The 25,298-nt window shown below is 43.1% G+C and carries 21 protein-coding genes, 1 pseudogene and 1 riboswitch; of the genes and pseudogenes, 14 read left to right on the top strand and 8 right to left on the bottom strand.

Features of this window, described 5'->3' with window-relative positions; translation table 11 throughout:
* Nucleotides 1-5: 5 nt before the first annotated feature.
* Nucleotides 6-968 (bottom strand): D-2-hydroxyacid dehydrogenase, encoded by a 963-nt coding sequence (locus tag NCCP133_RS16260; RefSeq protein WP_264806123.1) that lies wholly within the window; start codon nt 966-968, stop codon nt 6-8.
* A 159-nt stretch (nt 969-1,127) separates the two neighbouring features.
* Here NCCP133_RS16260 and dcuS point away from each other — a divergent pair, with 159 nt between their 5' ends.
* The 4 genes from dcuS to NCCP133_RS16240 all read left to right on the top strand — a co-directional run bounded on the left by dcuS (nt 1,128) and on the right by NCCP133_RS16240 (nt 6,207).
* Nucleotides 1,128-2,726, top strand: coding sequence for a DcuS/MalK family sensor histidine kinase (dcuS, locus tag NCCP133_RS16255; protein ID WP_264806122.1), 1,599 nt, complete (start codon nt 1,128-1,130; stop codon nt 2,724-2,726).
* A complete protein-coding gene (locus NCCP133_RS16250; RefSeq protein WP_264806121.1) occupies nt 2,719-3,438 on the top strand; it encodes a response regulator in 720 nt (239 codons plus the stop codon). The genes dcuS and NCCP133_RS16250 overlap by 8 nt, the downstream gene beginning before the upstream one ends.
* 208 nt (nt 3,439-3,646) lie before the next feature.
* The gene (locus tag NCCP133_RS16245) at nt 3,647-4,837 is read left to right on the top strand and encodes an NAD(P)-dependent malic enzyme (protein WP_264806120.1); all 1,191 of its coding nucleotides are present in this window, start codon (nt 3,647-3,649) and stop codon (nt 4,835-4,837) included.
* Between the two features lie 41 nt (nt 4,838-4,878).
* Nucleotides 4,879-6,207 carry a 2-hydroxycarboxylate transporter family protein gene (locus tag NCCP133_RS16240; RefSeq protein WP_264806119.1) on the top strand — a complete coding sequence of 443 codons (1,329 nt, stop codon included), beginning with the start codon at nt 4,879-4,881 and terminating at the stop codon, nt 6,205-6,207.
* An 86-nt stretch (nt 6,208-6,293) separates the two neighbouring features.
* Here the strand turns inward: NCCP133_RS16240 and NCCP133_RS16235 are convergent, their stop codons facing one another.
* The 3 genes from NCCP133_RS16235 to NCCP133_RS16225 all read right to left on the bottom strand — a co-directional run bounded on the left by NCCP133_RS16235 (nt 6,294) and on the right by NCCP133_RS16225 (nt 9,368).
* Entirely contained in the window at nt 6,294-6,638 is a 345-nt protein-coding gene (locus tag NCCP133_RS16235; protein WP_264806117.1) for a hypothetical protein, read from the bottom strand.
* A gap of 116 nt (nt 6,639-6,754) precedes the next feature.
* Nucleotides 6,755-7,573, bottom strand: coding sequence for an MBL fold metallo-hydrolase (locus NCCP133_RS16230; RefSeq protein ID WP_264806159.1), 819 nt, complete (start codon nt 7,571-7,573; stop codon nt 6,755-6,757).
* A 349-nt stretch (nt 7,574-7,922) separates the two neighbouring features.
* Entirely contained in the window at nt 7,923-9,368 is a 1,446-nt protein-coding gene (locus NCCP133_RS16225; RefSeq protein ID WP_264806116.1) for a TerD family protein, read from the bottom strand.
* 288 nt (nt 9,369-9,656) lie between these two features.
* Here NCCP133_RS16225 and NCCP133_RS16220 point away from each other — a divergent pair, with 288 nt between their 5' ends.
* Complete coding sequence (locus NCCP133_RS16220) at nt 9,657-10,385, top strand: glycerophosphodiester phosphodiesterase (protein WP_264806115.1); 729 nt, start codon at nt 9,657-9,659, stop codon at nt 10,383-10,385.
* Between the two features lie 214 nt (nt 10,386-10,599).
* On the opposite strand, the gene NCCP133_RS16215 is transcribed toward NCCP133_RS16220, so the two are convergent.
* From NCCP133_RS16215 to NCCP133_RS16205, 3 genes are all read right to left on the bottom strand, one after another.
* A complete protein-coding gene (locus NCCP133_RS16215; protein WP_264806114.1) occupies nt 10,600-11,043 on the bottom strand; it encodes a hypothetical protein in 444 nt (147 codons plus the stop codon).
* Between the two features lie 8 nt (nt 11,044-11,051).
* Nucleotides 11,052-11,402: an ASCH domain-containing protein gene (locus NCCP133_RS16210; protein WP_264806113.1), complete on the bottom strand. Its 351-nt coding sequence runs from the start codon at nt 11,400-11,402 to the stop codon at nt 11,052-11,054.
* Between the two features lie 181 nt (nt 11,403-11,583).
* Nucleotides 11,584-13,269: a glutamine--tRNA ligase/YqeY domain fusion protein gene (locus NCCP133_RS16205; protein WP_264806112.1), complete on the bottom strand. Its 1,686-nt coding sequence runs from the start codon at nt 13,267-13,269 to the stop codon at nt 11,584-11,586.
* 337 nt (nt 13,270-13,606) lie between these two features.
* On the opposite strand from NCCP133_RS16205, the gene NCCP133_RS16200 reads away from it, so the two are divergent.
* The 8 genes and pseudogenes from NCCP133_RS16200 (at nt 13,607) to NCCP133_RS16165 (ending at nt 23,273) form a co-directional block, all read left to right on the top strand.
* Nucleotides 13,607-14,371, top strand: a complete 765-nt coding sequence (locus NCCP133_RS16200) for an alpha/beta hydrolase (protein WP_264806111.1) — start codon at nt 13,607-13,609, stop codon at nt 14,369-14,371.
* A 164-nt stretch (nt 14,372-14,535) separates the two neighbouring features.
* Nucleotides 14,536-14,787 (top strand): annotated as a pseudogene (locus tag NCCP133_RS16195) (MFS transporter); the annotation flags it as partial.
* A gap of 416 nt (nt 14,788-15,203) precedes the next feature.
* Entirely contained in the window at nt 15,204-17,951 is a 2,748-nt protein-coding gene (locus tag NCCP133_RS16190) for a dynamin family protein (RefSeq protein ID WP_264806110.1), read from the top strand.
* Between the two features lie 257 nt (nt 17,952-18,208).
* A complete protein-coding gene (locus tag NCCP133_RS16185) occupies nt 18,209-19,573 on the top strand; it encodes an aspartate kinase (RefSeq protein ID WP_264806109.1) in 1,365 nt (454 codons plus the stop codon).
* 155 nt (nt 19,574-19,728) lie between these two features.
* Complete coding sequence (locus NCCP133_RS16180; protein WP_264806108.1) at nt 19,729-20,370, top strand: glycosyltransferase; 642 nt, start codon at nt 19,729-19,731, stop codon at nt 20,368-20,370.
* A gap of 131 nt (nt 20,371-20,501) precedes the next feature.
* Complete coding sequence (locus tag NCCP133_RS16175; protein ID WP_264806107.1) at nt 20,502-21,692, top strand: MFS transporter; 1,191 nt, start codon at nt 20,502-20,504, stop codon at nt 21,690-21,692.
* Nucleotides 21,693-21,961: 269 nt separating this feature from the next.
* Nucleotides 21,962-22,062, top strand: a riboswitch (glycine riboswitch).
* A 149-nt stretch (nt 22,063-22,211) separates the two neighbouring features.
* Entirely contained in the window at nt 22,212-23,078 is an 867-nt protein-coding gene (gene purU / locus NCCP133_RS16170) for a formyltetrahydrofolate deformylase (protein WP_264806106.1), read from the top strand.
* 69 nt (nt 23,079-23,147) lie between these two features.
* Nucleotides 23,148-23,273, top strand: coding sequence for an FbpB family small basic protein (locus NCCP133_RS16165; RefSeq protein WP_264806105.1), 126 nt, complete (start codon nt 23,148-23,150; stop codon nt 23,271-23,273).
* 310 nt (nt 23,274-23,583) lie between these two features.
* Here NCCP133_RS16165 and NCCP133_RS16160 read toward each other — a convergent pair whose 3' ends face one another.
* Nucleotides 23,584-23,904: a hypothetical protein gene (locus tag NCCP133_RS16160; protein ID WP_264806104.1), complete on the bottom strand. Its 321-nt coding sequence runs from the start codon at nt 23,902-23,904 to the stop codon at nt 23,584-23,586.
* A gap of 298 nt (nt 23,905-24,202) precedes the next feature.
* On the opposite strand from NCCP133_RS16160, the gene NCCP133_RS16155 reads away from it, so the two are divergent.
* A complete protein-coding gene (locus NCCP133_RS16155; RefSeq protein ID WP_264806103.1) occupies nt 24,203-25,201 on the top strand; it encodes a hypothetical protein in 999 nt (332 codons plus the stop codon).
* The last annotated feature ends 97 nt before the right edge of the window (nt 25,202-25,298 follow it).

Below are 25,298 nucleotides of genomic sequence, written 5' to 3'. Positions count from 1 at the left end.
TTTTCTTAATACCCTTTTTTGTAATCAACCAGGTTAATGGCAGGTGTTTCTCCGTTTACATAGTTTTTTAGATTCGGAATGAAGATATCATCTATGACGCGCTGGTTATAGTATTCTGTCGATCCAGCTGTGTGAGGGGTTACGATTACGTTCGGAAGCTCCCATAGTGGGCTATCCCCGCACAGCGGTTCCTTTTCAAAAACATCGAGGCCGGCACCGGCAATTTGGCCGTTTTGCAGAGCGCTAATCAGGTCTTTTTCCACTACAATCTGACCGCGGCCGATATTGATGAAAAACGCAGAATTTGTCATTAAAGAGAATTGTTCTGCACCGAATAATTGCTTTGTTGCTTTTGTAAGCGGGAGTGTGACGACTACATAATCACATTGTGGAAGCACGTCGTTCAGCTGGCTGGAAGTATACATTTCATCCACATAGTCTTCAGTTTTTCCAGAGTGGCGGACACCTAAGACTCTCATGCCAAAAGCTTTGGCAATCTTGGCCGTTTCTTTGCCAATCGCTCCAACACCGATGATGCCTATCGTTTTATTGTGAATCTCAAGTTTCATTCCAGAATGGTGCCAAGTTTTTGATTGCTGATTTCTAACATATGTATGGATTTTTCGGGTTAATGCAAGCATAAGGGCAAAAATGGTTTCTGAAATAGGGTTTGCGTGGACGCCATTCGCGCTCGTGATCTGAATGTCCTGTGCCTCCATTTTATCAAGAGGAAACGAGTCGACACCGGCGCTCCAGGATTGCAACCAGCGCAGGTTTGTATTTCCTTCCTGAACCAATTCTTTGAGCTCCTTTTTCCATCCGGCGATTACTTCTGCTGCATTCGCTTGATTCAGCCAGTTTTCCGGGCTTTTTCCGGTGATCAATTGCCAATCGGGGATGATTTCTTTTATTCTTTCAATCTGAGATTCCTCAAGGTCGTGGGTAACGATGCAAGTTCTTATTGACATGGCTAAGCCTCCATTGTTATTTTTAGAAAAGTCGGTAAATATATCATAGCAAAAAATATAAGCAATTCTCTCTTAATTGAAAAATTTTCTCCTAAACAGACAACTCATGTAAAATATTTAAATAGAACTCAGATGTGCTAAGTGCCAGAGGTGAGAAAAGTGGAAAGACAACGGTTCAAGTTAAGTACGATTATTATCTTTTTTGTATGCCTGGTAGTTTTGGTTTCGCTCATTATGACTGATCTATTGATTAGTAACTCAGTCAGCCAAAATATTCGGGATAGTCAAGAGGAGAAAGCTATAATTGTTTCCCGAACGGTAGCTAAATCTCCAGTTGTTCGATTAGGCCTGCAAAATGAGGGGGCAGCTGAAAGAATTCAGAAATATGCGATGGAGATTCAACAAGCAACTGGCGTTATGTTTATTGTTGTGATGGATATGAATGGCATACGGAAGTCGCATCCAAATTCAGAATTGATTGGGAAAAGGTTTGTTGGAGGCGATGAGAAGGCAGTGCTTGAAGGCAGAGAACATATATCGACATCTACAGGTACCCTTGGTGAATCACTTAGAGCTTTTACCCCAATATATAATACCGAAAACGTCCAAATTGGCGCTGTGGCTGTCGGAATCTCTCTCGAAAATGTCCAGGAAGCATTAGAAAGCAGCCATGATAATATCCTATTAGGGTCCTTAATAGGCATACTCGCAGGAGTGGCAGGCGCCATTTTACTGGCAAAATATATAAAACGAATCTTATTGGGGCTGGAGCCTTCAGCGATTGCAAAGATATTAGTGGAGCGAAGTACGATGCTCCAATCCGTTCATGAAGGAATTATTGCGGTTGACCAGGATTCCCAAATAACATTGGTTAATAAGTCTGCATTAAGAATCTTTAGAAATGCCAATTTGCCGGGCAATCCTGTGGGCATGAAAATTAATGACTATATGCCTTCAACAAAACTAGATAGAGTCCTTAAGACGGGCCGGGCGGAGCTTGACGAGGAATTAACCATTAATGGAGTATCCATACTTGTTAATCGGGTTCCTTTATTGGTCAATGATCAAGTGGTTGGCGCGATTTCAACTTTTAGGGATAAAACAGAAGTGAATAGGCTTGCCGAACAGCTGACAGGAGTTCGGACATATGCAGAATCCTTGCGTGCACAGTCCCATGAATTCATGAATAAACTGCATGTTATTTTGGGGATGGTCAGGATGGGCTATCATGAAGAACTGTTAAGGTTTATCAGCAAATTGGTTGACCATCGGAATCAGGAAGCAGGGATGATCACACGCAATATAAAGGAGCCGGCACTTGCTGGTTTTTTAATGGGGAAATTAAGCTATGCCAGGGAAGAGAATGTAGAGCTGAATATCATAAACGAAACGGTTATTCCTGAACCTCATAAAGATGAGATAACTCATGAGCTGATTACCATTATAGGGAACCTTATAGACAATGCGGTAGAAGCGTTTGACGAAAATAAGGATAGGTCGATCAGCCTGCATTTGAAGTATGCACAACAGCAGCTTTATATAAAAGTAACGGATTCAGGTCCTGGGATTTCGGAAGACATTCTTGATAAAGTTTTTGAAAGAGGGTTTTCTACAAAGGGGACAAATCGAGGCTACGGGCTGTATTTAGTTAAGCAAAGCATTGAAAGGCTAGGAGGCAAAATAAAGGTTCATAATGGAAGGCAGATGGAGATTCAGGCTACAGTGCCCTATATAGCAGAGGTGAAAGACGATGATTAAGGTTTTGATTGTTGAAGATGATCCAATGGTTGCGGAATTTAACAAGCGCTACTTGTCAGAAGTGGAAGGATTTATCCATACAGGAACAGTTCATAATGTGGCAGACGGGCTAGAATTTCTTGAAGACAAAACCGTGGACCTTATTCTGCTGGATGTATATATGCCTGGAAGGAATGGACTAGAACTGCTAAAAAAACTAAGGGAACAGGGGATGGGAATAGATGTTATTGTCATTACGGCAGCTTCCGATACTGAAAAAATTCAGACTGCTCTTAGGCTTGGGGCTGCAGATTACTTGATTAAACCATTCGAATTTGAAAGATTTCAGCACGCGCTATTAAGCTATAAAGATAAATACCAATTCTTAAATAAAAAGCAAAGCATAAACCAGGTTCAATTAGACAAAAACATCATCATAAATGATCAGAGAACATCTGGGGAATCAGAACAGTTTCTTCCTAAGGGGCTTACAAAAACAACGCTGCAGGGAGTTATCAGGACGATTAATGGTTGGGGAAATGGTCCGTTTACAACCGATGAGCTTGCTGAGAAGACAGATATTTCACGTGTCTCAATCCGAAAATATCTTAGATTCTTAACAGAAATCGGAGTGCTGGAGGAAACATTAACATACGGTATCGGCAGGCCTGTTTCCCAATATTCTTACAAAGAAACAAATAGCTATTTACTTGATGCGTATATTTCAAAATAAAAAGAAAAGCGGCCGATGCCGCTTTTTTTTTTATAATATCAGAATTTATATCCTTTTGAACTTAGATAACTGTCTAGCTCCAGGCGCCTTGCACTTTTTTTAATTACAAAAAGATTTGTATAGTTTCAAAACGTATGAAAAGGCTATCATTTTTTTTATCATTGAGGACACAAAGAATGAAAGCGATTACTGGAAAGGAGATATTCTCATGAACGGAAAAAACCTTAAGCAAGAAGCAATTAATCTTCATCGTAAACATGGAGGCAAAATTGAAGTAGTAAGCAGAATGGACATAAACAATATATTAGATTTAAGTCTGGTATATACACCAGGTGTTGCGGATGTATGCAAAATGATTGCTGAACATCCGATAGAGGCTGATTCCTTGACATCAAGAGGGAATCTGGTGGCTGTCATTACAGACGGGACTGCTGTTCTTGGTTTGGGAGACATCGGGCCAAAGGCTGCAATGCCTGTAATGGAAGGAAAAAGCATCTTGTTTAAGAAATTCGCAGATATAGATGCTGTCCCTCTTTGTCTTGATACGAAAGATACGGATGAAATTGTCAATATTATCAAAGCCCTTGCCCCTACATTTGGCGGTGTGAATTTGGAGGATATTTCTGCACCAAGGTGTTTTGAAATTGAAAGCCGTCTGATAGAGGAGCTTGATATTCCAGTATTTCATGATGATCAGCATGGAACTGCCATCGTCGTGCTCGCAGCACTGATTAATGCCCTTCGTGTTGTAAACAAACAGCACCGCAGCGTTAATATCGTGATTAATGGAGCTGGAGCTGCAGGAATAGCAATAGCTAAACTGCTCATGCATGCGGGCTATAAGAATATTACTCTTGTAAGCTTGGAAGGGATAGTCTGCAAGGGAGAAACGTGGATGAATCCAATGCAGGAAAGTATGGCAGAAGTAACCAACTTAAAGAGGTTGAAAGGGAATTTAAAGGATGCAATAAAAGGCGCTGATGTATTTATAGGCGTTTCGGGACCGGGAGCATTAAAAGCAGATCATATTAAATTAATGGATCGCGATCCGATTGTTTTTGCAATGGCCAATCCAATTCCTGAAATTTATCCCGAAGAGGCAATAGAAGCAGGAGCAGCAATAGTAGGAACAGGAAGATCCGATTACCCGAATCAGGTGAATAACCTGCTTGCATTCCCAGGAATATTCAGAGGGGCTCTGGATGCCAAGGCCAAAAATATCACGGTGGCAATGAAGGTGGCAGCGGCTAATGCCATTGCAGATGTGATTCCAGAAGGAGAATTGAAAGCAAGTTTTGTAATCCCTGATGCGCTTGATCATAGAGTGCCGCAGGCTGTCGCTAAAGCAGTGTCAGCCATGGCTATTCAAGAAAAGAAAGGCAAGAGTTCAGTGTCTTAAGCTGGGCCTTTGCCCCGCTTTTTAAAAAGGAGGATGATTAGATGGAACAGGCAGTTGAAAATGTGGAAACTAATCGCTCTGCAAAAGAGCAAAAGGCTGTTCAGGTAAGCTCTTTGTCAGATCATAAAATTTTTAATATACCAGTTGTATGGTTTACGGTATTTGCTGCTATTACGTTATTGAGCATGTATACTGGCAACCTGCCAGGAGGGATGATCGGAAGCTTGCTTGTGATGATTGTTCTAGGTGAAGCTTTTGGCTGGATTGGAGATAGGCTGCCATTGGTAAAAACGTTTTTGGGCGGAGGGGCTATTGTAGCTATTTTTGGTTCCGCTTACATGGTGTATAGCGGGATTCTCCCGGAAAACATCACAGAATCCGTAACTGTTTTTATGACGGATGGAGGATTTCTTGATTTTTATATTGCTGCCTTAATTACAGGAAGTATACTTGGCATGAATTCAAAAATTCTGGTTAAAGTAGGGGTTCGTTATTTTCTCCCAATTACTGGCGCAGTCATAGGTGCAGTCCTTATTACAGGAATTGTCGGTCTTATGGTTGGATTTACCCTGCAAGATGCTGTATTGGTAATTGCTATGCCTATAATGGGCGGAGGCATGGGAGCAGGTGCAGTTCCAATGAGCCAAATTTACTCTGAGCTTCTTGGAAATGAGCCAAGCTACTACATTTCTATGCTTGTTCCAGCTCTTGCACTAGGGAATGTTTTCGCTATTGTATTTGCAAGTATATTGGATAGAATAGGAAAAAGGTTCCCATCCCTGACAGGCAACGGACAATTAATTCAAGGTTTTAAATATGAGAAAACCGAGTCCAAATATAATATTGGAAAAATGGGTGCAGGATTGTTAGCTGGGTTAACCTTTTTTACACTTGGTAATCTGCTGGGCGATTTTCTTCCGCTCCACCCTTATGCCATAATGATCATATTGGTGGCTGCCGCAAAAATTGCTAATCTCATTCCAAAGAGTGTGGTAGAAGGTGCAAGCCAATGGTACCAATTTGTAGCAAGTAACTGGACATTCGCTCTATTATTTGGAATTGGAGTAGCATATACAGACTTAAACACGGTGCTGCAAGCATTATCTCTTCAGTATATTCTTACGGTTTTTGCTGTAGTGCTGGGGGCTATTCTGGGGGCCGGATTATTAGGCAAGTTAGTAGGATTCTATCCAATTGAAGCAGCCATTACAGCTGGGCTTTGTATGGCAAATATGGGCGGAACTGGTGATGTTGCGGTTCTTTCTGCATCAAAAAGGATGGAATTAATGCCTTTCGCCCAAATTTCATCCAGGCTTGGAGGAGCATTAATATTGCTGTTATCTGGATTGCTGATACCTTTGTTTTTATAATGCACTGTGACATTTCTTTTGCTGGTGGAATATTATCCTTAAAAAGGGAAGGATTTGATCAAGCCTTCCCTTTTTAAAAATTGATTTTAAGGCTGGAATCCTATTAACTTTGCTTTTTTATCAACACCGAGCGTTTTTTCATCCGGGAAAGTGATGACCGAACTGATGTAGTCCCAGCGGATGAGGAAGTGTGTCACGCAATCTTCTTCCTTTTGCATTTCCTCGGGGATATCTGTACCGTCTTCCTCCTGGATTTTTGTGCGTTTAAAGCAAGGGTTTTCAACCCAGATGCCCATGTTTTCGGTTTTGATCAGGTTTACGAGATACCATTCGTCTGGCTGGTAAATGCCTGTGATGGAACCAACCAGGTCATTCGGAAAGTTTTTGAATTTTATTTGGATTTTCTGGTCTTTAAAGTTTTCCAGATGCATAAGCTACCCCTCCTGAACTAGTAAACTATCTTTTGTATACTCTTCCTTTTTTTGAGTTTTTTAAACATCCATAAAAACGCAGCCCGGTTCACTCTTCAAAGTGAACCGGGCTTTTGCTAGCGATTGCCATCGACATATTTTCCGTGGTCCGGAATGGCGATTTCATCAAATTCATTAACGAGCTTTGCGAGGCTTGCCCTTAATGTACCGGCAGCCATTGGGACGCCATGGCCTGTAATAGCAACAGCAGGCTGAAGTGCCTCAAGCTTTTGAACAGAGGTCCGTGCTGATTCCCAATCAGTTGTTAAGTAGCGCGGCGGGCCGCTGATTTCCTGTTCCTGTGTCAGTACGCTGTATAGGGATTCTTGCTTAACCGTTACAAAGGCATCTCCTGCAATCAATACACGGTCAGCTTCTCTGAACAATGACATATGGCCCGGTGTATGGCCTGGTGTGTGAATCCATTTCCACCCCTCCATATGAGGAACGCTGCCGTCATCAGGTAAAGGCTGAACATGGGTGCCAAGGTCGATGCCTTCATGAGGGAAGGCGGGTGACATTTTGGCAACTAGTCCGCCTTCTACGCTTGCATCTGGCTTTGGGTAATCCTCCTTCCCTGTTAAAAATGGCAGCTCCAGCGGATGGGCGTAAACAGGAACCTGCCAGCGCTCGACCAAGTCAATAATCGCCCCTACATGGTCAAAATGCCCATGAGTTAGAATAATCGCTTTCGGCTTTGCATTTTCTCCGTACAGCTCTTCGGCTGCTTCAATAATTTTGTCTGCTGACTTCGGCATTCCGGCGTCGATCAGCACCCAATCTCCAGGTTCTTCGGTTACACGTATAAAACACACATTGACAATCTGAACTGTAAGGCAATGAACACCATTTGCTTCATTCACAATCATTCCGCTCGTTGAGGAAGTCATAGGCATATAGCGTTCGGTTGATGAGCTTTCCTTCAAGAAAAATACCTCCTTTAAACTCGCGCTTAGTATAGGTCTCGTGTCCTGATTGAAGCATCACTTTATCGCAGTCTAACGGCAGTAAGGCTCAGGGGAATCGAAGGAGAAGAGTCCGGAGCCCAACTGCCCGTAAAGGCCCGATTGGTTCAACTAACAATCAGCGGGGATAAAAAAAGCGCCCCACTGATTGAAGTTTTACTTTATCTTTTTGAGTATACCCGCATAAGAATTTTGTATGCTGCATATTCAGGGGTAAAAGGGAATAAATGAAAAAAAGCCCTGCCGATGCTGCCGGCAGAGCTGAGTCATGGAGTCCCTTTTATGATAAAAATTCGTGCGGGTTTAAGCCAAGTTCCATGCAGATTTCTGTGACGGCTTGTTTTTCGTTTTGATCAAAATGGCCGTCAGCATAGCCAATAGCGATACAATAACGGGCTACAAGCCGGGCAATTTCCGGCTTGTTCCTCACGCGGCCGACTGCTTTGAAGGCTTCCGCACGGCCGATAATGGGATCCGTTTCAATTCGCTGCACGAACATATTGAATTGCTGGATGACTTTCTGAGTATCAAATACTTTTAATTCTTCGCTGCTATTCACAAACTCAATCATTTTTTGTCGTTCAGAGGGGTCGAGCCTGCCATCGGCCATCCCGACAAGGGCGCATGAAGCGACAACAGCATCAAGGACATCTTGGCTTTTAAAGCGCGTAAATAATTCCTGTGCACGTCTTTTCTGGTCATTGGCCCATTGAACGTAGTCTGTCTGATTTGGGGACCAGGAGTTTCCGCAAGCGTTGCAGGTAAGCTTAAGCTGATTTTTTCCAATAAATCCGCCAAGAAGCCCGATTGGGCCCAGAATAAGTCCGCCGACTGCTGCTTTGCCAAGGCCAAATCCTTTTTGCCCAGTACGGATATTGGTAGACCCGCAGCGGGTGCAGGCGATATTTCCATCTGTGTAAGATTGGGCTTGCACTGGCTGCCTGTATCCGGTTTGGCTGCCAAATGATGATGGCTGGGATACAGGGCTATTATGTGCTGGTTGATTGTAAGACGGCTGGCTATAGCCTGGCTGGCTGTAGCTTGTCTGTGCCGGCTGGCTCGGTGTATAGCCTTGAGACGGCTGTCCGAAGCTGTTCGGCTGCTGATATTGATTTTGATTGATTGCAGGCTGAGGGCTTGCTGCAGGCTCTTCGTCTACGGAAACGCCGAAGTTACGGCAAAGTGCAGCCAATCCCCCCTGGAATCCGCTTGCGATGGCGTTAAATTTCCATTCGCCATTATGGCGGTAGAGCTCGGCTGCTACAATTGCTGTTTCCACTGTAAAGTCACGGCCGAGTTCGAAACGCAGAAGCTCTTCATTTGTTAGGGCATTGAAGACCCTCACATAGGCATTGGAAACTTGGCCAAAATTCTGCCCTTTCATCTGGGCATCATGGATGGTAATGGTAAAAGCAATGCGATGGATATGCTGAGGCACTTTGTTCAATTCGATCCGGATTTGCTCGTCATCCCCGGCACCGGCTCCAGTGCGGTTATCATTGCTGTATAGAATAGATCCGTTGCCGCCAGAAGGATTATTATAAAAAACAAAATCGCTGTCACTTTGAACTCTACCGGATGCATCTGTTAAAAATGCTGAAGCATCCAGGTCATATTGCGGCTGATTGTGGCTGACATCCCAGCCCAATCCTGCCATGACAACCTGCAGCCCTGGATTCGTCTTGGTTAAATCTACTTTTTGTCCCTTGCTTAATTGAACTCCCACAGATTTCACTCCTTTTTATCAATGGCAACTATGTATTGTTAATAGTGTTATACGTACTCGGCAGTAAGAAGTTTCATAGTTTTCATTATAAGGGAAGTGGAGAAGAAGTGAAACTTGAGGGGCTCTCTACGGCGTGATTAACTCCCATCTTTCACTCACTGCCATCAATTTGGTCGATTAACTTCCATTTTCCTCCCACTGACTTTAATTTCGTCGTTAATAGATGGAAAAATGGTTTTTTCATGAAAGCATCGAATAATACTAGAAAGAGAAGAGGGGGAAACAGAATTGAATCGTAAAGCAAAAATATTTGCCCACCGTGGTGTAAGCGGCCATTATCCAGAAAATACAATGGCGGCTTTCCAGGCTGCATTGGAAGCAGGGGCAGATGGGATTGAACTGGATGTGCAGATGTCAAAAGACGGAAAACTGGTGATTATCCATGATGAAGCCCTGGATCGGACTACGAATAGCACAGGATATATAAAGGATTTGACTTATGATGAGATCCGAAATCTTGATGCCGGTGGGTGGTTTGCTGAAGCTAACGCTGGTGAGGCTATCCCGGACCTGGGGGCTGTTTTTCAATGGGCAGTCCGAAATGGCAATGAGCTTCTAATCAATGTGGAATTGAAAAATGACTTGATAGATTACCCGGACCTGGAGGAAAAAGTGATTGAGCTGGTTAAGAAATACAGATTAGAAAATAGAGTTATCCTGTCTTCTTTTAATGCGGAGAGCATGAGGAAAGCGAGGGAGCTGCATCCTTCCATCCAAACCGGTTACTTGATTTCGGGTATGCCGGAAAATGCATTGGAAGTGGCAAAAAAGATTGGTGTGAATAGCATTCATTGTGAAGAAACCTATGCACTGTCTGAGTTTGGCAGGGAGGCAAGTGAAGCAGGTTTTACTTTGAGAGTATACACGGTGAATGATGAGACAAGAAGTGAATTTCTGAATAAATCCGGGGTTGAAGTGATTATGACAGATTTTCCTGAGAGATTTTTGAAGAAATAACTTTGAAAAAAGCTTTTTTGAGGGTAGTGCCAAAGCTAATTTGGGCTTTAAAAACAAGATAACCGCGAAAAATCAAATTTAACCGCGAGATCCAGAATATAACCGCTAAACCAATAGTGTTTGAGGCATTCCGCGTTTTCCCGATCCTGCAATCAATTAAACGGCTGCTGATTAAAAAAGCAAGCGCAGTCATTCTGTGCTTGCTTTAAGATTTCTACCAAAGCACGGGCTTGGCTACCATAAACCAAAGCATGAGCATTAATAGAAATAGATAAATCCAGACGGAGCGGGTGAGCTTCTTTACCAGAAAGTGCTGGTCCGCTCCGGGTTCATCAAATTTTTTCAAGACAGGCGTAAAGGCCCGTGCGAGAAAAAAGACAGATGCCCCCATCACCATTAGGGTTGCGACAATCCAGGATGTCGTCCATGCCCAGTGGCTATTCACGATAAGAAGGACACCCGAGCCTACGAGCACATGTCCTGCATGCTTGACGAGGCGGACGGATGTCCTGAAGATGCCTATATATGCCTGCTGGACGCCCTGCCCGGCTGATTCTAATTTTTTGGCGATCGGAATCAGGACAAAAAACGGTCCGACAGAGAGAATGGCGCTGCTGACATGAATGTACAGCAGCACACGGTATAAAAGTACTTCCATCTCAGAGCTTACTTCTTAACGGGGCTGAATTCGTGAACCCATACACGCATTTGTGGAAGCCAAGGCATGCCTGGGTGCATGGAAAGGATGGACTGCTTGTAATCCTCCAAGCTTTCAAAGCCTTCCTGACGGGCATGTTCATCTGTTAATTCACCAAGTGACTGGGAGTATACCTTTTCAACAATAAAGTCCTGGCCCTCAAGAGTCATGACTTCCCCAATGTCAGCATATCTGCCGTTTCGGCGAGTAGCTGTTTTTTTTCCTGCAAGTACTTTTTCAACGTCCTCTTTAACCGTAACCATACGGTCAACTGAACATGTTTTTGGCGGTAATGTATTTGGGTCATGCTGGTTTGACATTATGTAATTCCTCCTTATGTAAATGCGTACTTTAAAACCATACCATATTTTTAAGCGGGAAGGTAGTTTAGCGAAAGAGATTGTAAAACTTATGGCGATTAAAATCGTAAAGAGATGGAAAAGGAAGGCATGTGACTTTATGCTAAAAAGCTTGAGGAAACGGATCCTCAAGCTTTTCTTATCATTTCAATTTAAATGAGCTTTTCAAAGATACGATGCGGTTGAATACAGGCTTTTCTGGTGCGGTGTGCTTTGGATCGACGTTGAAGTAGCCATGGCGGAAGAATTGGAATTTATCCTTCGGCTGTACATCCTTCATGTTTGGCTCGATAAAGCCCTGGACGATTTCAAGCGAGTTCGGGTTCACATAGTCAAGGAATGTCTTACCATCAGCTTCATTTTCAATTGCAGCATCTGCACCAGCATTTTTATCTGCATCTTCGTCTAGGATCAAAGGCTCGTATAAACGGAATTCAGCCGGAAGGGCGCTCTTTGCATCCACCCAGTGAAGTGTTCCTTTTACTTTTCGGCCAGTGAATCCTGTTCCGCTCTTTGTTTCAGGATCGTACGTACAATGAAGCTCTGCGACATTGCCGTTTTCATCCTTAATTACATCGTTGCACTTGATAAAGTAAGCATGCTTTAAGCGGACTTCGTTTCCAGGGAATAGCCGGAAGTATTTCTTCGGCGGATCTTCCATGAAATCATCCTGCTCCACATAAATCTCCCTTGAGAACGGAATTTGGCGTGTGCCCATCTCAGGGTTCTCAGGGTTGATTTCTGCATCAAGCAGTTCTGTTTGGTCTTCAGGGTAGTTTGTGATGACGACTTTTAACGGACGAAGCACACCCATTGTTCGAGGCGTTTTCAGCTTCAAGTCTTCGCGGACGAAGTGTTCAAGCATGGCTTCATCTACAACGCCTGCACCCTTCGAAACGCCAGTCTCTTTTACAAAGTCACGGATGGCATCAGGCGTGTAGCCTTTGCGGCGTAAACCGGATATAGTCGGCATGCGAGGATCATCCCATCCATCCACGTATTTCTCATCAACAAGCTGCTTCAGCTTCCTTTTGCTCATAACGGTGTTTGAAATGTTTAAGCGGCCGAACTCAATCTGCTGCGGCGTGCTTTCCATTTCGCACTCTGCCACAACCCAGTTGTATAGCGGGCGCTGATCTTCAAATTCAGTCGTACATAAAGAGTGGGTTACACCCTCGATCGCATCCTCAAGCGGGTGGGCAAAAGCATACATCGGGTAAATGCACCATTCATCCCCAGTGTTATGGTGAACCGCATGTGACACACGGTAAATAACCGGATCGCGTAAATTCAGGTTTGGTGAAGACATATCAATCTTCGCTCTCAGAACCTTTTCGCCGTTTTGAAATTCGCCTTTTCTCATGCTTTCAAACAAGTCAAGGTTCTCTTCCACTGAACGGCTGCGGTATGGACTTTCTTTTCCAGGTTCTGTCAGTGTTCCGCGGTATTGGCGGATTTCCTCCTGGCTTAAGTCATCCACATAGGCTTTACCTTTTTTAATCAAAAGAATAGCACGGTTATACATCTCCTCGAAGTAGTTGGAAGCATAGCGAAGCTCCTCCCACTCATAGCCAAGCCATTTTACATCTTCTTTGATTGCGTCGACATATTCCTGGTCTTCTTTTAACGGATTTGTGTCATCAAAACGCAGGTTTGTTTTGCCGTTAAAATCATCAGCCAGGCCAAAGTTGATCACGATCGATTTGGCATGTCCGATATGAAGGTAACCGTTCGGCTCAGGCGGGAAACGGGTGATGATTTCCTTATGCTTTCCCGACTCCAGATCTTCTTTAATAATCGTTCGAATAAAATTTGAGTTATGTTCCAAACCGGTATCAGCCTTTCTGTTTTATGTAGTTAGTCCTTATTTTAATTATATTGGGAAGGAAAATAAAGCGAAACTTCCTTCAGCTGCGGTTTTCCTCTGCCTTTTGTTGAACTTGAAGGCAGTTTGTTTCATTTTCAGCGTATTGCCAAGTTAATGAAGGCCCAACCCTTATTCATTCTTTCTATTATAAACAAGACATTGCCGGAGTAAAAGTTTTTCAGCCGCCAAGCGCCCAAGTTTTACAAAAGTGTTAAATTTTTTCAAATGTGAAGGGAATGCCTGTAGAAAAAAGAATTCTTATAAATAGGACATTACTTTATTAATTGGAGGGATGAACATGGCTAAAGAGTATCCGGTTTTAGAAGGGGCAGAGCCTTTTTATTTTGAAGGGAATGAGATTGGGATTTTGGTATCGCATGGATTCACCGGCTCAACCCAGAGTATGCGCCCGCTTGGCGAGGCTTACGCTAGGGAAGGATATTCAGTTTGCTTACCAAGGCTGAAGGGGCATGGCACCCATTATGAAGAAATGGAAATGGCCACTTATCAGGACTGGATTGATTCTGTGGAAGAAGGTTACCGGTGGCTCAGGGAGCGCTGCAGCACGATCTTCGTTACGGGCTTGTCGATTGGCGGGACGCTGACATTGTATATGGCTGAAAACCATCAGGAGATTAAGGGGATTATCCCGATTAATGCAGCTATCCACATTCCGGATATGGCGGCAGCAGCGAATCTTGAGGATGTCAGATTTCTCGATGCGATTGGTTCGGATATTAAAAATCCGGATATAAAAGAACTGGCTTATGAAAAAACACCTGTGAGGTCACTTCGGGAAATTACGGAACTGATGAAGAAGGTTAAAGCGGATTTGGGAAAAGTGACTTGCCCTGCACTTATTTTTGTTTCAAAAGAAGATCATGTTGTCCCGCCTTCCAACTCTTATGACATTTTTAAGAGCATTAAGACGGGCGCTAAAGAGTTGGTAGAGCTGGAGAATAGTTATCACGTAGCAACGCTTGATAACGATCAGGAACAAATTATTAAGAGAACGCTGCAATTTTTGCGGAGAGCATTGGAAACAACCAGTTTGCAGGAATAAAGGGCAGGGGGCTGATGAGCTCCTCTTTTCTTTTTGTGAAAACATGTCAAGTGTGTTAGTATTTAGTGATGCGAAATAAGTGCTGCTGTTCATTGAACAACGGAAAGAAGAGATATCATTTGAACAAGGCAGTAAAGGAGACTTTGTGGACGAAGTCTTTTATTATGCTGTTGGTCGGGAATTTGTTCGTGTTTATGTCGTTTCATATGCTGATTCCGACCTTGACTCCCTATATTAAGTCGATTGGGGCTGCGGGGCTTTTGGCGATTACCGTTATTTATCCGCTTTCAAGTGTCGTTGTGATATTCCTATTGTTCCGTTTGATCCACGGGCTGGCATGGGGCTGGTCCACCATGGTCAACGGTACAGCGGCAGTAGATGTGGTCCCTAATTCCCGCCTGGGAGAGGGGATGGGCTAGTTTGTGGCAACGGCAATGCTTTTTCAAATCTCAAGTGTATTTCTGATCTTAGGGATGTTTGTGACCGTGTTCTACGGCTGCAGGCGCGCTTCCATCCGGCCGCAGCAAGTGTCTTAAAAAAAGAATAAAACTGGCATTCAGGAATATATATTTCTGAATGCCAGTTTTTATTTTTTTAGGCGTGGTATTTATAGAGGAAGATATCTTCTTGTACTATTAAGAATGTTACACAGAAATACAAATATGTTTCAAAAATGATAGGGAAATGAAATTTTTTGCAGAAAAATTTTTGTTAAAATAGAAGGATAAAGGATGAAAATTGGCGCATCATGCGTTTTTACATATTGTGCCTGCCCTTAAAGGTGTTTGGGCAAACGAGGCATCATTTCAAATAAGCACTGCGGGGGATCAAGATGACAGTAGAGAAGCAGCTAATTAATAAATCTTATTATCAGACCTTCATGGAATCGAATGAAAATGAGCATCCAATTAGGGTTTTGGGTGAGATGTACGTGGCTGAGCAGCAGAACGAAGTGCCTGATTTAACGTATATCCGTTTTGCTCAGGGAGAGGTTTATTTCCTGAATAAAGACTATGAAGCGGCAATCTTTAAATGGGAAAACATAACGAATGAACTGGGGCCATGGGCACAGAAGAATTTGGCGGATGCCTATTTTGAATTGGATCTCCTTTCTAATGCTGAAGATTATTATAAAGCCATTGAAACCGATTCTGATGTATTAAGGACAGAAGTGCTTCTTCAGCTGTTTTCATTGTACATACAGCGCGGTAAGCTTGAATTGGCAGTCGAGTCTATTAAAAAAGCCGTTGCTTTAAATCCGGACTATCCGGATGTGACGGAACTTGCAAGAGATTTCTTTGAGGAGCACAGCGATTGGGGCAATGCGGTTGAGCTTGCTGTCAATGAAGCAATCCGTACTGAATCAGTGTCCTGGTTTGGGGTTCTGCATGCCTATGCAGAGCAGGGGCGCACGGCCAAGATCGAGCCTAACTATTTCAGCGAGGCGTTGGCAGTTCTGTTTAAAGTAGACCAGGCTCGCTTTGAACGATTGTCAGCAGCATTTTGGAACGGCTATAAACAAAATGACTTATATTTTTCATGGCTGAAGGAGTATAACCATTTGCTGCTGAATATGGAGCCTGGACGCTCCCATACCTGGCAGCTGCTTTCTGAGCTCTATAAAGATACTTATTTTGAATTAACCAGCGGCAAGCATTTAATCAGAGAGTTATCTCATTTAATACCCAACCACATAACAAACTGGGTAAAAATAGCGACGCCTTCACACACACTGGTTTCTTCAGCAGCTGTTCTGGCTTGGAGCGAGATTTTTCCATCTAATATTGATGCTTCTGCGGTCAGTGAGGCAGAAAGTCTTGTAGGGAAGTCTATTCGCTATCGGGATGGCCTGGAGGAAGGATTCAAGCTATTCGAGATTGTTATGAAGTGGGCGAAGGAGAAAGGTGTGCTAATGGGCGAAAGGTTCGAATGGATGGTTCGTGAGCTTCTTGATCAGAACTCAAGCCACTTGCTGGTTGCAGGTGCGTCTTCAAATGGAAAGTCGTCTTTTGTAAACACGCTGTTAGGTGAAGATCTGATGGGGGATGCAACTTCTTCCTCTGTACTCTTTAAGAATACTGATGAAGCGAAAATCCATGCAGTTACAGATGAAGAGGCCATCAGTATAACGGATCTTGAAGAATTTAGGCAAAGAGCAGAGAAAAGTCAGCATACACTGATCCGCTGCCAAATGCCATTCAGCTTTTTAGAGAAAAACATGCTGGCGCTTATTGACACTCCTGGACTGGCCGGACAGAGCAAATTCCGCAATGGAGCATTTCAGTACCTTCATTTTGCCGATAATCTTTTGTTTGTTCTAAATGCCGATTCGCCACTGACGGATAAGGAACTGGATATGGTTGTCAGAATGAGGGAGCAGGCTCCTGAATTGCCGATTCATTTCCTTTTGAGCAAAATGGATCAGGTTCCAAGCAGCCAGGATGCCATGGAACTGTTTGAAGAAACGGAGTCCCGCATTCATACTTATTTTCCTCATGCAAAGGTATTTGCTTTCTCCGCGTATTATGAGAGTGAAAGCCAGCTAAATGATTTGTCAGCGTTTCTCAAATCGATGATGGATGGGCGGAATATGGAAGAAGAACGCACAGCTAAAGTTCTTTATTATATTAAAAAATCCATTAAATTCCTGCTTGAGAAGCGTGTGGAAATGGAGAATAGCCTGATTGATACGATTAAATGGAATGAAGAAATGGTAACGAAGCTTAATGGTGCCATCAATCAGCTGAGTGATATGGAAGAGGAGAAAACTCGGGCGGTTAAAAAGTCTTACAGTAAAATCAAAGACGATATGAGACAGGACTTGGAGAAAAAAATCCCTGAGCTTCTGCGGAATTCCTCAGAATTAGTAACAGAAGACAGCGATTTTGGGAAAATTCATGATGAATTGAATGACGAAATGAATCAGCGCATTCAAGGTTATATCGAAGAGCGGGTATTGCCGGACTTCCATGTTTCCATTCAGGGCTGGGTTAGTGAAAGTGAAGGCGAGTTCAAAGAAAGCCAGGCTTATTTGGATGAAATGAGCGAGAGCTTCAACGACTTGTATAAGGCAGAAAAAATGGCATTGGAGTGTGATTTCCGGGTACTGGATGACTGGCGCCGGGATGCCGACCGTATGACAAGAGGCGGTGTTCAGCTGGAAAAGGTTAATATCCTGAATCGTTTCTCTCCATCACAATTTCTGCTGAAAAGTGCAGGGAAGCTGCTTGGAGCCATTCCGCAAAATAAAGCAATGCTCCATAATAAATACAAGCAGTACATTGAAAATGAAGATTATAGCGAAGTCGCTGAATCGATTACAGATAAGTTCATGCAGCAATTTGAATTATTCGAGAAGTCGCTTGAGCGTGATATCAAGATGTTCTTCCTAAACCCATTCGATGTGCTGAATGACACGGTTGAAGAAACACTTGTTGAAATTGAAGAAAATAAAGAATCCTTAAGTGAGATGCGCAAAAACCCAGAGATTTTCCGTGATCCACTTACCTTGTTTGAATTGAAGCTCCGCCAGTTTGAGTGGATGACAACGGCAGGGGAAAGGATAAAAGAATATCATTAATAGCAAAGAGGAAGATGCAGCCAAAGCATTTTCCTTTTTTAAAAAAAATCATAGTTTTGAAAGCGTTTACTTTTATTTTATTAGAAAAATATTTTTCGGCTGTGTAAAAAGGTTTAGTGCATTATTTGTATATATTAATATAAAATGATGTCTTTTTATAGTGAACAATTGTCCTTGATAGGAGGAAAAACCGCTTGATTATTTTCAAGATAGGAGTAGAATAAATATTAAATTTTCAGAGATTAGGAGATGTCAGGATGAAAGTCGTAAAGTTTGGAGGATCCTCTTTAGCATCGGGAAAGCAAATCGAAAAGGTTTTTAACATAGTGAAGGCTGATCCAGAGCGGAAGGTGGTCGTGGTATCGGCTCCAGGAAAGCGATTTTCAGAGGACCAAAAGGTTACAGATTTATTAATCGCCTGTGCAGAGAAACGGCTGCAGGGGGAAGACGCGGGAGAACTGGCAGAACGTGTGCTGGAAAGGTACGGCCAAATTGCTGACGAATTGGCACTGAATCCTGACATAAGCGATATTATTCAAAAGGACCTCTTTGACAGGCTTCATAGTGAAATAAGCAATCCTGAAGCCTTTATGGATCTTGTTAAAGCCAGTGGCGAAGATAACAATGCGAAGCTTGTTGCAGCCTATTTTCAGCAGCAGGGAGTGGAAGCAAGATACGTCAATCCTCTGGAGGCCGGGCTGCTCGTTAGTCCAGAACCTGGGAATGCACAAGTGCTGCCGGAAGCATATGAAAATCTTTTTAAGTTACGGGAACAGGATGGTATTCTTATTTTTCCTGGATTCTTTGGCTACAGCCGGGAGGGAGAAGTTTTCACATTCTCGAGAAGCGGTTCGGATGTGACAGGCTCCATTTTGGCAGGTGCTACGAAAGCGGACTTGTATGAGAACTTTACGGATGTGGATGCAGTATACTCTGTTAATCCATTTATTGTCGAGCATCCAAAGGAAATCAAAAAGCTGACATACAGGGAAATGCGGGAGCTCTCCTATGCCGGGTTTACCGTATTGCATGACGAAGCACTTGTACCGGCGTTTCGTGCGGGGATTCCGGTGCAGATTAAGAATACGAATAATCCAGCCGCACCGGGGACAAGAATCGTTAACGAGCGGGATAATACAAACGGGCCTGTCATCGGGATTGCCAGTGATCAGGGCTTCTGCAGTATTTATGTCGGCAAATATTTAATGAATAGGGAAGTCGGATTCGGGCGCAAGCTGCTGACGATCCTGGAGGAATATGGCCTCAGCTATGAACATACACCATCCGGGATTGATGACATCTCCATTATCCTGCGGGAAGATCAATTTAAGGATGGCATGGAGGAAGAGATTCTGTGGCGCATAAAAAAAGAACTTCATGCTGATGAGGTGAAGGTGCAGCACAGCCTGTCGCTTATTATGGTGGTAGGCGAAGGCATGCGCCAGAATATTGGCACGATGGCCCGCGCTTCTAAAGCCCTCGCAAAAGCAAAAGTGAATATGGAAATGATCAACCAGGGTTCATCTGAAGTGAGCATGATGTTCGGGGTGAAGGCCGTGTATGAAAAGCGGGCTGTTCAGGCGCTGTATGATGAGTTTTTTGCTGCGGTGGCGGCGGTTTGAGCTGAGTGCATATGAAAAAATAGATTTCAATCAAACGTTTGATTAAAAAGCTTAAGGAAAGTCCTTAAGCCTTTTTTGTGTCAAATTTGAATGAAAAAAAACAAAAAAATCCAAAATAAGAAGGAAACTTTTTCAATCTTGGAAGGGGTAAAGCCATGAAGAAATTATTAATTATGGGGTTCATGCTGCTGCTGCCGTTAAACATGGCATCATCGCCAATCAGTGCCGCAGCCCAGAAACCTTGTATCAGTCAATCCCAGGTAAAGTTTGAAAATGAGTTCCGGAAACTGTGGATTGACCATGTGTTATGGACAAGCAATTATATTACAAGCGCCACAACAGCGGGAGCTGAGGATCAGAAGCAAGTTATGGCGCGGCTTATGAAAAATCAGGAGGATATTGGAAATTCCATCAAGCCTTATTATGGAGAAGCCGGAGGGAATAAGCTGACAGAGCTGCTTAAAGAGCATATCGTCGTGGCGGCAGATATCGTGGAAGCAGCCAAGAGCGGGCAGGGAGCAAAGGTGAACCAGCTGAACAAAGACTGGCACCGGAATGCTGATGATATCGCAGCGTTTCTCAGCAGTGCCAACCCTCATTTGAAAAATGAAGACGTGAAAAAGCTGCTGTATATGCATTTGGAATTGGTAACAGGTGATTTATCTGCAAGCTTGGTAAAGGATTGGGACGCAAGAATCGTATCGATTGATGAAGGATTTTCACACATTATGATCATGACGGATGCGATTGCTGACGCGATCGTGAAGCAGTTTCCAGACAAATTTAAAAGCGAATGAAAAGGAACTCCAGTGACATGCTGGAGTTTCTCTTTTTTTTCTTTGACAAAGCTGGCTGTCCCATTATAAGCTTATGAGCGTGCCAAAAATAGAATGGTAAAATTTTCACATATAGAGGGAGGGGTATCCGCTTGTCAGGAGAGCAAAGAAAAAAGATGTACATGTTAATGATTAATATGTTTATTGCCATCGGAAGCTTTGGAATTATTATTCCAATTTTGCCTGCTTATTTGGAATCCATTCATCAGGGAGGAACGGCAGCTGGCCTGATGATTGCTATTTTTGCGGGTGCCCAGCTGATTTTTTCTCCAATTGCGGGGAAATGGGCTGATCAGTACGGCCGCAGAAAGATGATTATATACGGATTAACTGGTTTGACATTATCCATGCTGGTCTTTTATGCAGTAGATTCGATTTGGCTGCTTTATTTTTCACGTGTAATCGGAGGCGTTGGGGCAGCCTTGCTGATTCCGGCTATTTTTGCATACATTGCTGATATTACAACCATGGAGCAGCGTGCAAAAGGAAATGGCCTTGTTTCAGCTGCAATGTCACTTGGTATTGTAGTTGGGCCTGGAATTGGCGGATTTTTAGCAGACTTCGGATTGAAAATGCCATTTCTGATTTCAGCGCTTGTATCCTTAGTGGCCGTTATTTTTTCAATTGTGCTCCTTGAAGAAAGCAGCACATTGCAGCAGCCTTCTGCGGACGAAATGCCTGAAGAGGAACCAATGGTCAAGAAGCTGGCAATGTCCGTTAGGAAGCCTTACTTTATACCGCTTGTTATCACGCTGGTGATGAGCTTCGGGCTGATGGCGTATGAATCGGTTCTGGGACTTTATCTTGATAATCAGTTTGGTGCTACTCCGCAAGAGATTGCCATGATGGTTACCTCAACAGGGATTATAAGTGTAATTGTCCAGCTTTTTGTCGTGGATCGGGTTGTCAGGAAGTTTGGAGAGGGAAAGGTGCTGAATTTCTTTTTGGCAGTCGCTGCATCAGGTTTCCTTGTTTCTTTGTTTGCAGGAAGCTATGCGCTTTTCTTCGTCATTTCGTTAATTATATTCCTGGCAACATCCATCCTGCGTCCGGTTTTAACGACGCTTATTTCAAAAATGGCCGGCAGTGAGCAGGGATTTGCGATGGGTATGAATAATGCTTATATGAGCATTGGAAATGTGCTTGGCCCAACCATTGCGGGTATGCTTTATGATGTGCGGATCTCGTATCCGTTTGTCCTGGGTTTAGCATTATTGTTAGTTACGTTATTTATAACGGCTGCCTGGCAGAGGCGTGCGCCGAAAAGCAAAGCAGCTGTATAGTAAAAAGCTTGGAGACATTGTCTTCAAGCTTTTCTTAAAATATCAGAATTTATATCCCTTTGAACTTAGAGAACTGTCTAGCTCCAGGCGCCTTGCGCTTTTCTTAAAATGCGAACTACCTCCATTCTTTATCATGCAGGAATAATCAGGATCTATATAAAAGAAAAATAAACTAGTTTAATTTGTGGCAATTTTGTGAAAGAAATGGAGTTTGGTTGACACCATTAAAATAACGTAGTATTCTGAAAATAACAAAAATTATTGAACAAATGACGGCTGCGGGAGAGAGCAACGATGAGGCACCGAAGGAGCAAGCTTCAAAAAGACCCTTGAAGCAAATCTCTCAGGTAGACAGAACCGCAGCGGGACGCATCTCTGGAGAGCTTGCATGTATGATGCGACACCAAAGGGGTTAAACTCTCAGGTAAAAGGACAGAGAAGGGGGTAGAGGTTGCTGCCTTTTTCTGTCCTTTTTATATGGATAGCAGCTTACCAGAAATGCGGATGGAGGGACTCAATATGAATACAAATATCAATGCTAACCGGGCGACATTGCTGATATCCTGTCCGGAAAGGCCGGGTATCATTTCGACGGTATCCAATTTTTTGTTGGAACATAAAGCCAATATAGTCCATTTTGACCAGCATACAACCGATCCGCTGGCAGGCATCTTTTTCATGCGAATCGAATTTGATATGAATGATTTTGATGAGGCATTTCCGAAGCTGAAAGAGGATCTGCCGGAAATGGCAAGAGAATACTCGATGGAGTGGAAGCTGAGCGGCAAAGGTGAGCGGAAGCGAATGGCTATCTTTGTTTCAAAGATGGACCATTGCCTGCTGGAGCTGCTTTGGCGCCGGAAAGCAAAGGAGCTTGATGCCGATATTCCTTTGGTGATCAGCAATCACCTGGATTTGAAGGAAGAGGTAGAGGGGTTCGGTATTCCGTACTACTATATTCCGATTACGCCTGATACTAAAGCTGAAGCAGAGCGTAAGGCATTCGAGCTCTTGGATGGGAAAGTGGATTTTATTGTCCTGGCGAGATATATGCAAATCCTATCGCCGAGCTTTATTTCCAAATTTCCGAACACAATTATTAATATCCATCACAGCTTTCTGCCTGCCTTCGTGGGAGCCAATCCATATGCAAGGGCGTTTAACCGCGGAGTCAAGCTAATCGGGGCAACCGCCCATTATGTAACAAATGATCTGGATGAAGGCCCGATCATCGAGCAGGACGTGCTGCGAGTCAACCACCGCCATACGGCACAGGATCTTAAAGTTGCCGGCCGACATGTGGAAAGGCAAGTTCTTGCCCAGGCTGTTGCCTGGCATCTGGAAGACCGCGTTATCGTGCATGGGAATAAGACGATTGTGTTTTAAAAGGGTGCCACAAATAAATTGGACACAGCATCTTAGAGTACAGCAGACATCAGAGAGAAGGTGACAAACATGAAAAAGAAAAAGTTATCAATGATTGAGATGATTAAAGCCAATAAAGAAGAGCTTATGAAAGATCACCGTGAGCTTGAGAAGATTGAGAAAAAGATTGACGATAAATATGCTAAAGCACAATAAAGAAGATCGCCCGGCCTGGGATTGAGAACAGGCTGGGCGTTTTTTATGGAGTTGAGTGATGAGTGAAAATGAAGGGAACAAAAAAGATCATAGGTTGTTGAGTGCAGTTCAAATCTTAAACCACAAAAAACGCCCAGGGAATCCCTGGACGCCAAAACTTATTTTTGTTTAAAGTAATCCATGAAAGCATGGTAGATTTCCGTTCCCTGGTAAAAAAACAGGCTGGAAGCGGTTAATGAGAACAGTCCAATCATTAAGAATCGAATCCACATCATTTTCGTTTTCCTCCTTTAATTGTTTTTTTTGACAATTAAGGAGTGTGGATCATGTAGTTCGCCTCGTAGAAAATTGGCGTATAGAAGATTTTTTTTCGCCGGGCGATTATGTGAAGCGCGCTGTATAGGAAAAGGATGACCGCTAGACTGCCGAGTACCAGTGAGGCTGAATCCTGTATGAACACATATTTCTTAGGATTATCTTTTAAAAGAAAGCTCTCCGCAAGTTCGGAAACGGTTATGGCTTTGCTTTCGTCCATGGGGATTCCATTAACGTGGACGCCTGGGTATTGGGTGATGAGAAATGCTAAAAACATCGATAGCAGCATAAACGGCATGAATCTTGCTTTTTTCACTCCCTCACCCCTTCTTAAAAGTTTGTATTCATCATAACCACTATTCAAAGATTAGTAAACTAAAAGATTATGACAATATTCGTTAAAATTTTATGAGAAAATAGAAGGGCAATCGGCCTGAAGGCATACAGGTATTTATTAGAGGTGTGCTGGGTCTGCGGTACACCACAAAAGAATGTGATTAATTTCACATAATGTTCATTTTTATGTGTGCCCGATCTTCAAAAAATATATTATATTAATACTGTAGTTATACTGTTTATTTAATTTAAAATGCCACTAAGGAGGCAATGACATTATGAAGAAAAAATTATTTCAGCTTCTCTTAATACTAGGACTTGTAATGACTCCTTTTTTTACGGATGCACATGTGAAATGGTTCACAAATGTAGCGCCTCAAAAAGAAACGATTGAAAATATATTGTCAGCCTTGTTTATGGGGCTAGGGCTGACAGCTGCAGTTGTATTAGCGCTTTTAACATTGGTTATTCCCAAAACTACCGAGTGGACAAGAATAAGAAAGCTTGACGATTGGCTCTCTGGCTTCCGTAAGTACAGCAGATATATCTTGAAGTATGGGACAGCTGCAGCTTTAATTCTGCAGGTTACGAATGGCACCTTGTTTGCGCCGGAGTTCCATTTAAGCAGCACATGGGCTATGTTTCTAACTTGGGCAGCAATCGGATTCTTGCTGATCCCGCATCACTTCTCTACGAAGATTGCAGCAGTTATTTTATTAGGGCTATTTGGGTATGTTACTTCTCATAATGGCATCTTCCATATGCTTGATTATGGCTATTATGTTGCGATTATTGGCGTGCTGCTTGTTGGCAGCACAAAGTTCGAGAAAATTGGTTTTCCGTTTCTGTATTTAGGCACTGGTGTGTCTCTGTGCTGGGTAGCTGTTGAAAAATGGGTGTACCCAAGCATGTCACTTGATATCGTAGCCAAGCATGGTGTTCCGACCTTCGGCTTTGAACCCGCTGCGTTTGTCGTGATGGCTGCATTCATTGAGTTTGTGGTTGGCTATTTGCTTGTGGTCGGCATTTTGAATCGTGTAGTCGGATTTATCGTGACAGTCATTTTTATCACAACAACCATGCTGTTTGGGATGACTGAGGTGATCGGCCACTTTATGATTCATGTGGTGCTGATTATCTTCATCATTGAAGGAGTATCATTTTACAATCCTCCGATCAAACTGCATAAAACAAAGACCGGCCAATTTGTGTTTGTGTTCCTAAACTTTATTTTTGTGCTTGCTTCATTCATTTTAATTTATTATCGATTTGCCTAGGGATTGACAGACGAATCAGAATAGATTATAATTAAGATAATAGTTGAATAGTTTCTCCTAAAGGGGAGTAGCTTTTACAGCAGAGTCGTCATTTCGG

Source organism: Cytobacillus sp. NCCP-133 (assembly GCF_026011715.1).
Lineage (GTDB): Bacteria > Bacillota > Bacilli > Bacillales > Cytobacillaceae > Cytobacillus.
This window is presented reverse-complemented; position numbering and strand designations above follow the sequence as displayed.

Coding starts and splice junctions, on each gene's coding strand:
- NCCP133_RS16260 (WP_264806123.1), bottom strand. CDS start 968: ATGTCAATAAGAACTTGCATCGTTACCCACGACCTTGAGGAATCTCAG.
- NCCP133_RS16250 (WP_264806121.1), top strand. CDS start 2,719: ATGATTAAGGTTTTGATTGTTGAAGATGATCCAATGGTTGCGGAATTT.
- NCCP133_RS16245 (WP_264806120.1), top strand. CDS start 3,647: ATGAACGGAAAAAACCTTAAGCAAGAAGCAATTAATCTTCATCGTAAA.
- NCCP133_RS16240 (WP_264806119.1), top strand. CDS start 4,879: ATGGAACAGGCAGTTGAAAATGTGGAAACTAATCGCTCTGCAAAAGAG.
- NCCP133_RS16235 (WP_264806117.1), bottom strand. CDS start 6,638: ATGCATCTGGAAAACTTTAAAGACCAGAAAATCCAAATAAAATTCAAA.
- NCCP133_RS16230 (WP_264806159.1), bottom strand. CDS start 7,573: ATGCCTATGACTTCCTCAACGAGCGGAATGATTGTGAATGAAGCAAAT.
- NCCP133_RS16215 (WP_264806114.1), bottom strand. CDS start 11,043: ATGGAAGTACTTTTATACCGTGTGCTGCTGTACATTCATGTCAGCAGC.
- NCCP133_RS16210 (WP_264806113.1), bottom strand. CDS start 11,402: ATGTCAAACCAGCATGACCCAAATACATTACCGCCAAAAACATGTTCA.
- NCCP133_RS16200 (WP_264806111.1), top strand. CDS start 13,607: ATGGCTAAAGAGTATCCGGTTTTAGAAGGGGCAGAGCCTTTTTATTTT.
- NCCP133_RS16190 (WP_264806110.1), top strand. CDS start 15,204: ATGACAGTAGAGAAGCAGCTAATTAATAAATCTTATTATCAGACCTTC.
- NCCP133_RS16185 (WP_264806109.1), top strand. CDS start 18,209: ATGAAAGTCGTAAAGTTTGGAGGATCCTCTTTAGCATCGGGAAAGCAA.
- NCCP133_RS16180 (WP_264806108.1), top strand. CDS start 19,729: ATGAAGAAATTATTAATTATGGGGTTCATGCTGCTGCTGCCGTTAAAC.
- purU (WP_264806106.1), top strand. CDS start 22,212: ATGAATACAAATATCAATGCTAACCGGGCGACATTGCTGATATCCTGT.
- NCCP133_RS16165 (WP_264806105.1), top strand. CDS start 23,148: ATGAAAAAGAAAAAGTTATCAATGATTGAGATGATTAAAGCCAATAAA.
- NCCP133_RS16155 (WP_264806103.1), top strand. CDS start 24,203: ATGAAGAAAAAATTATTTCAGCTTCTCTTAATACTAGGACTTGTAATG.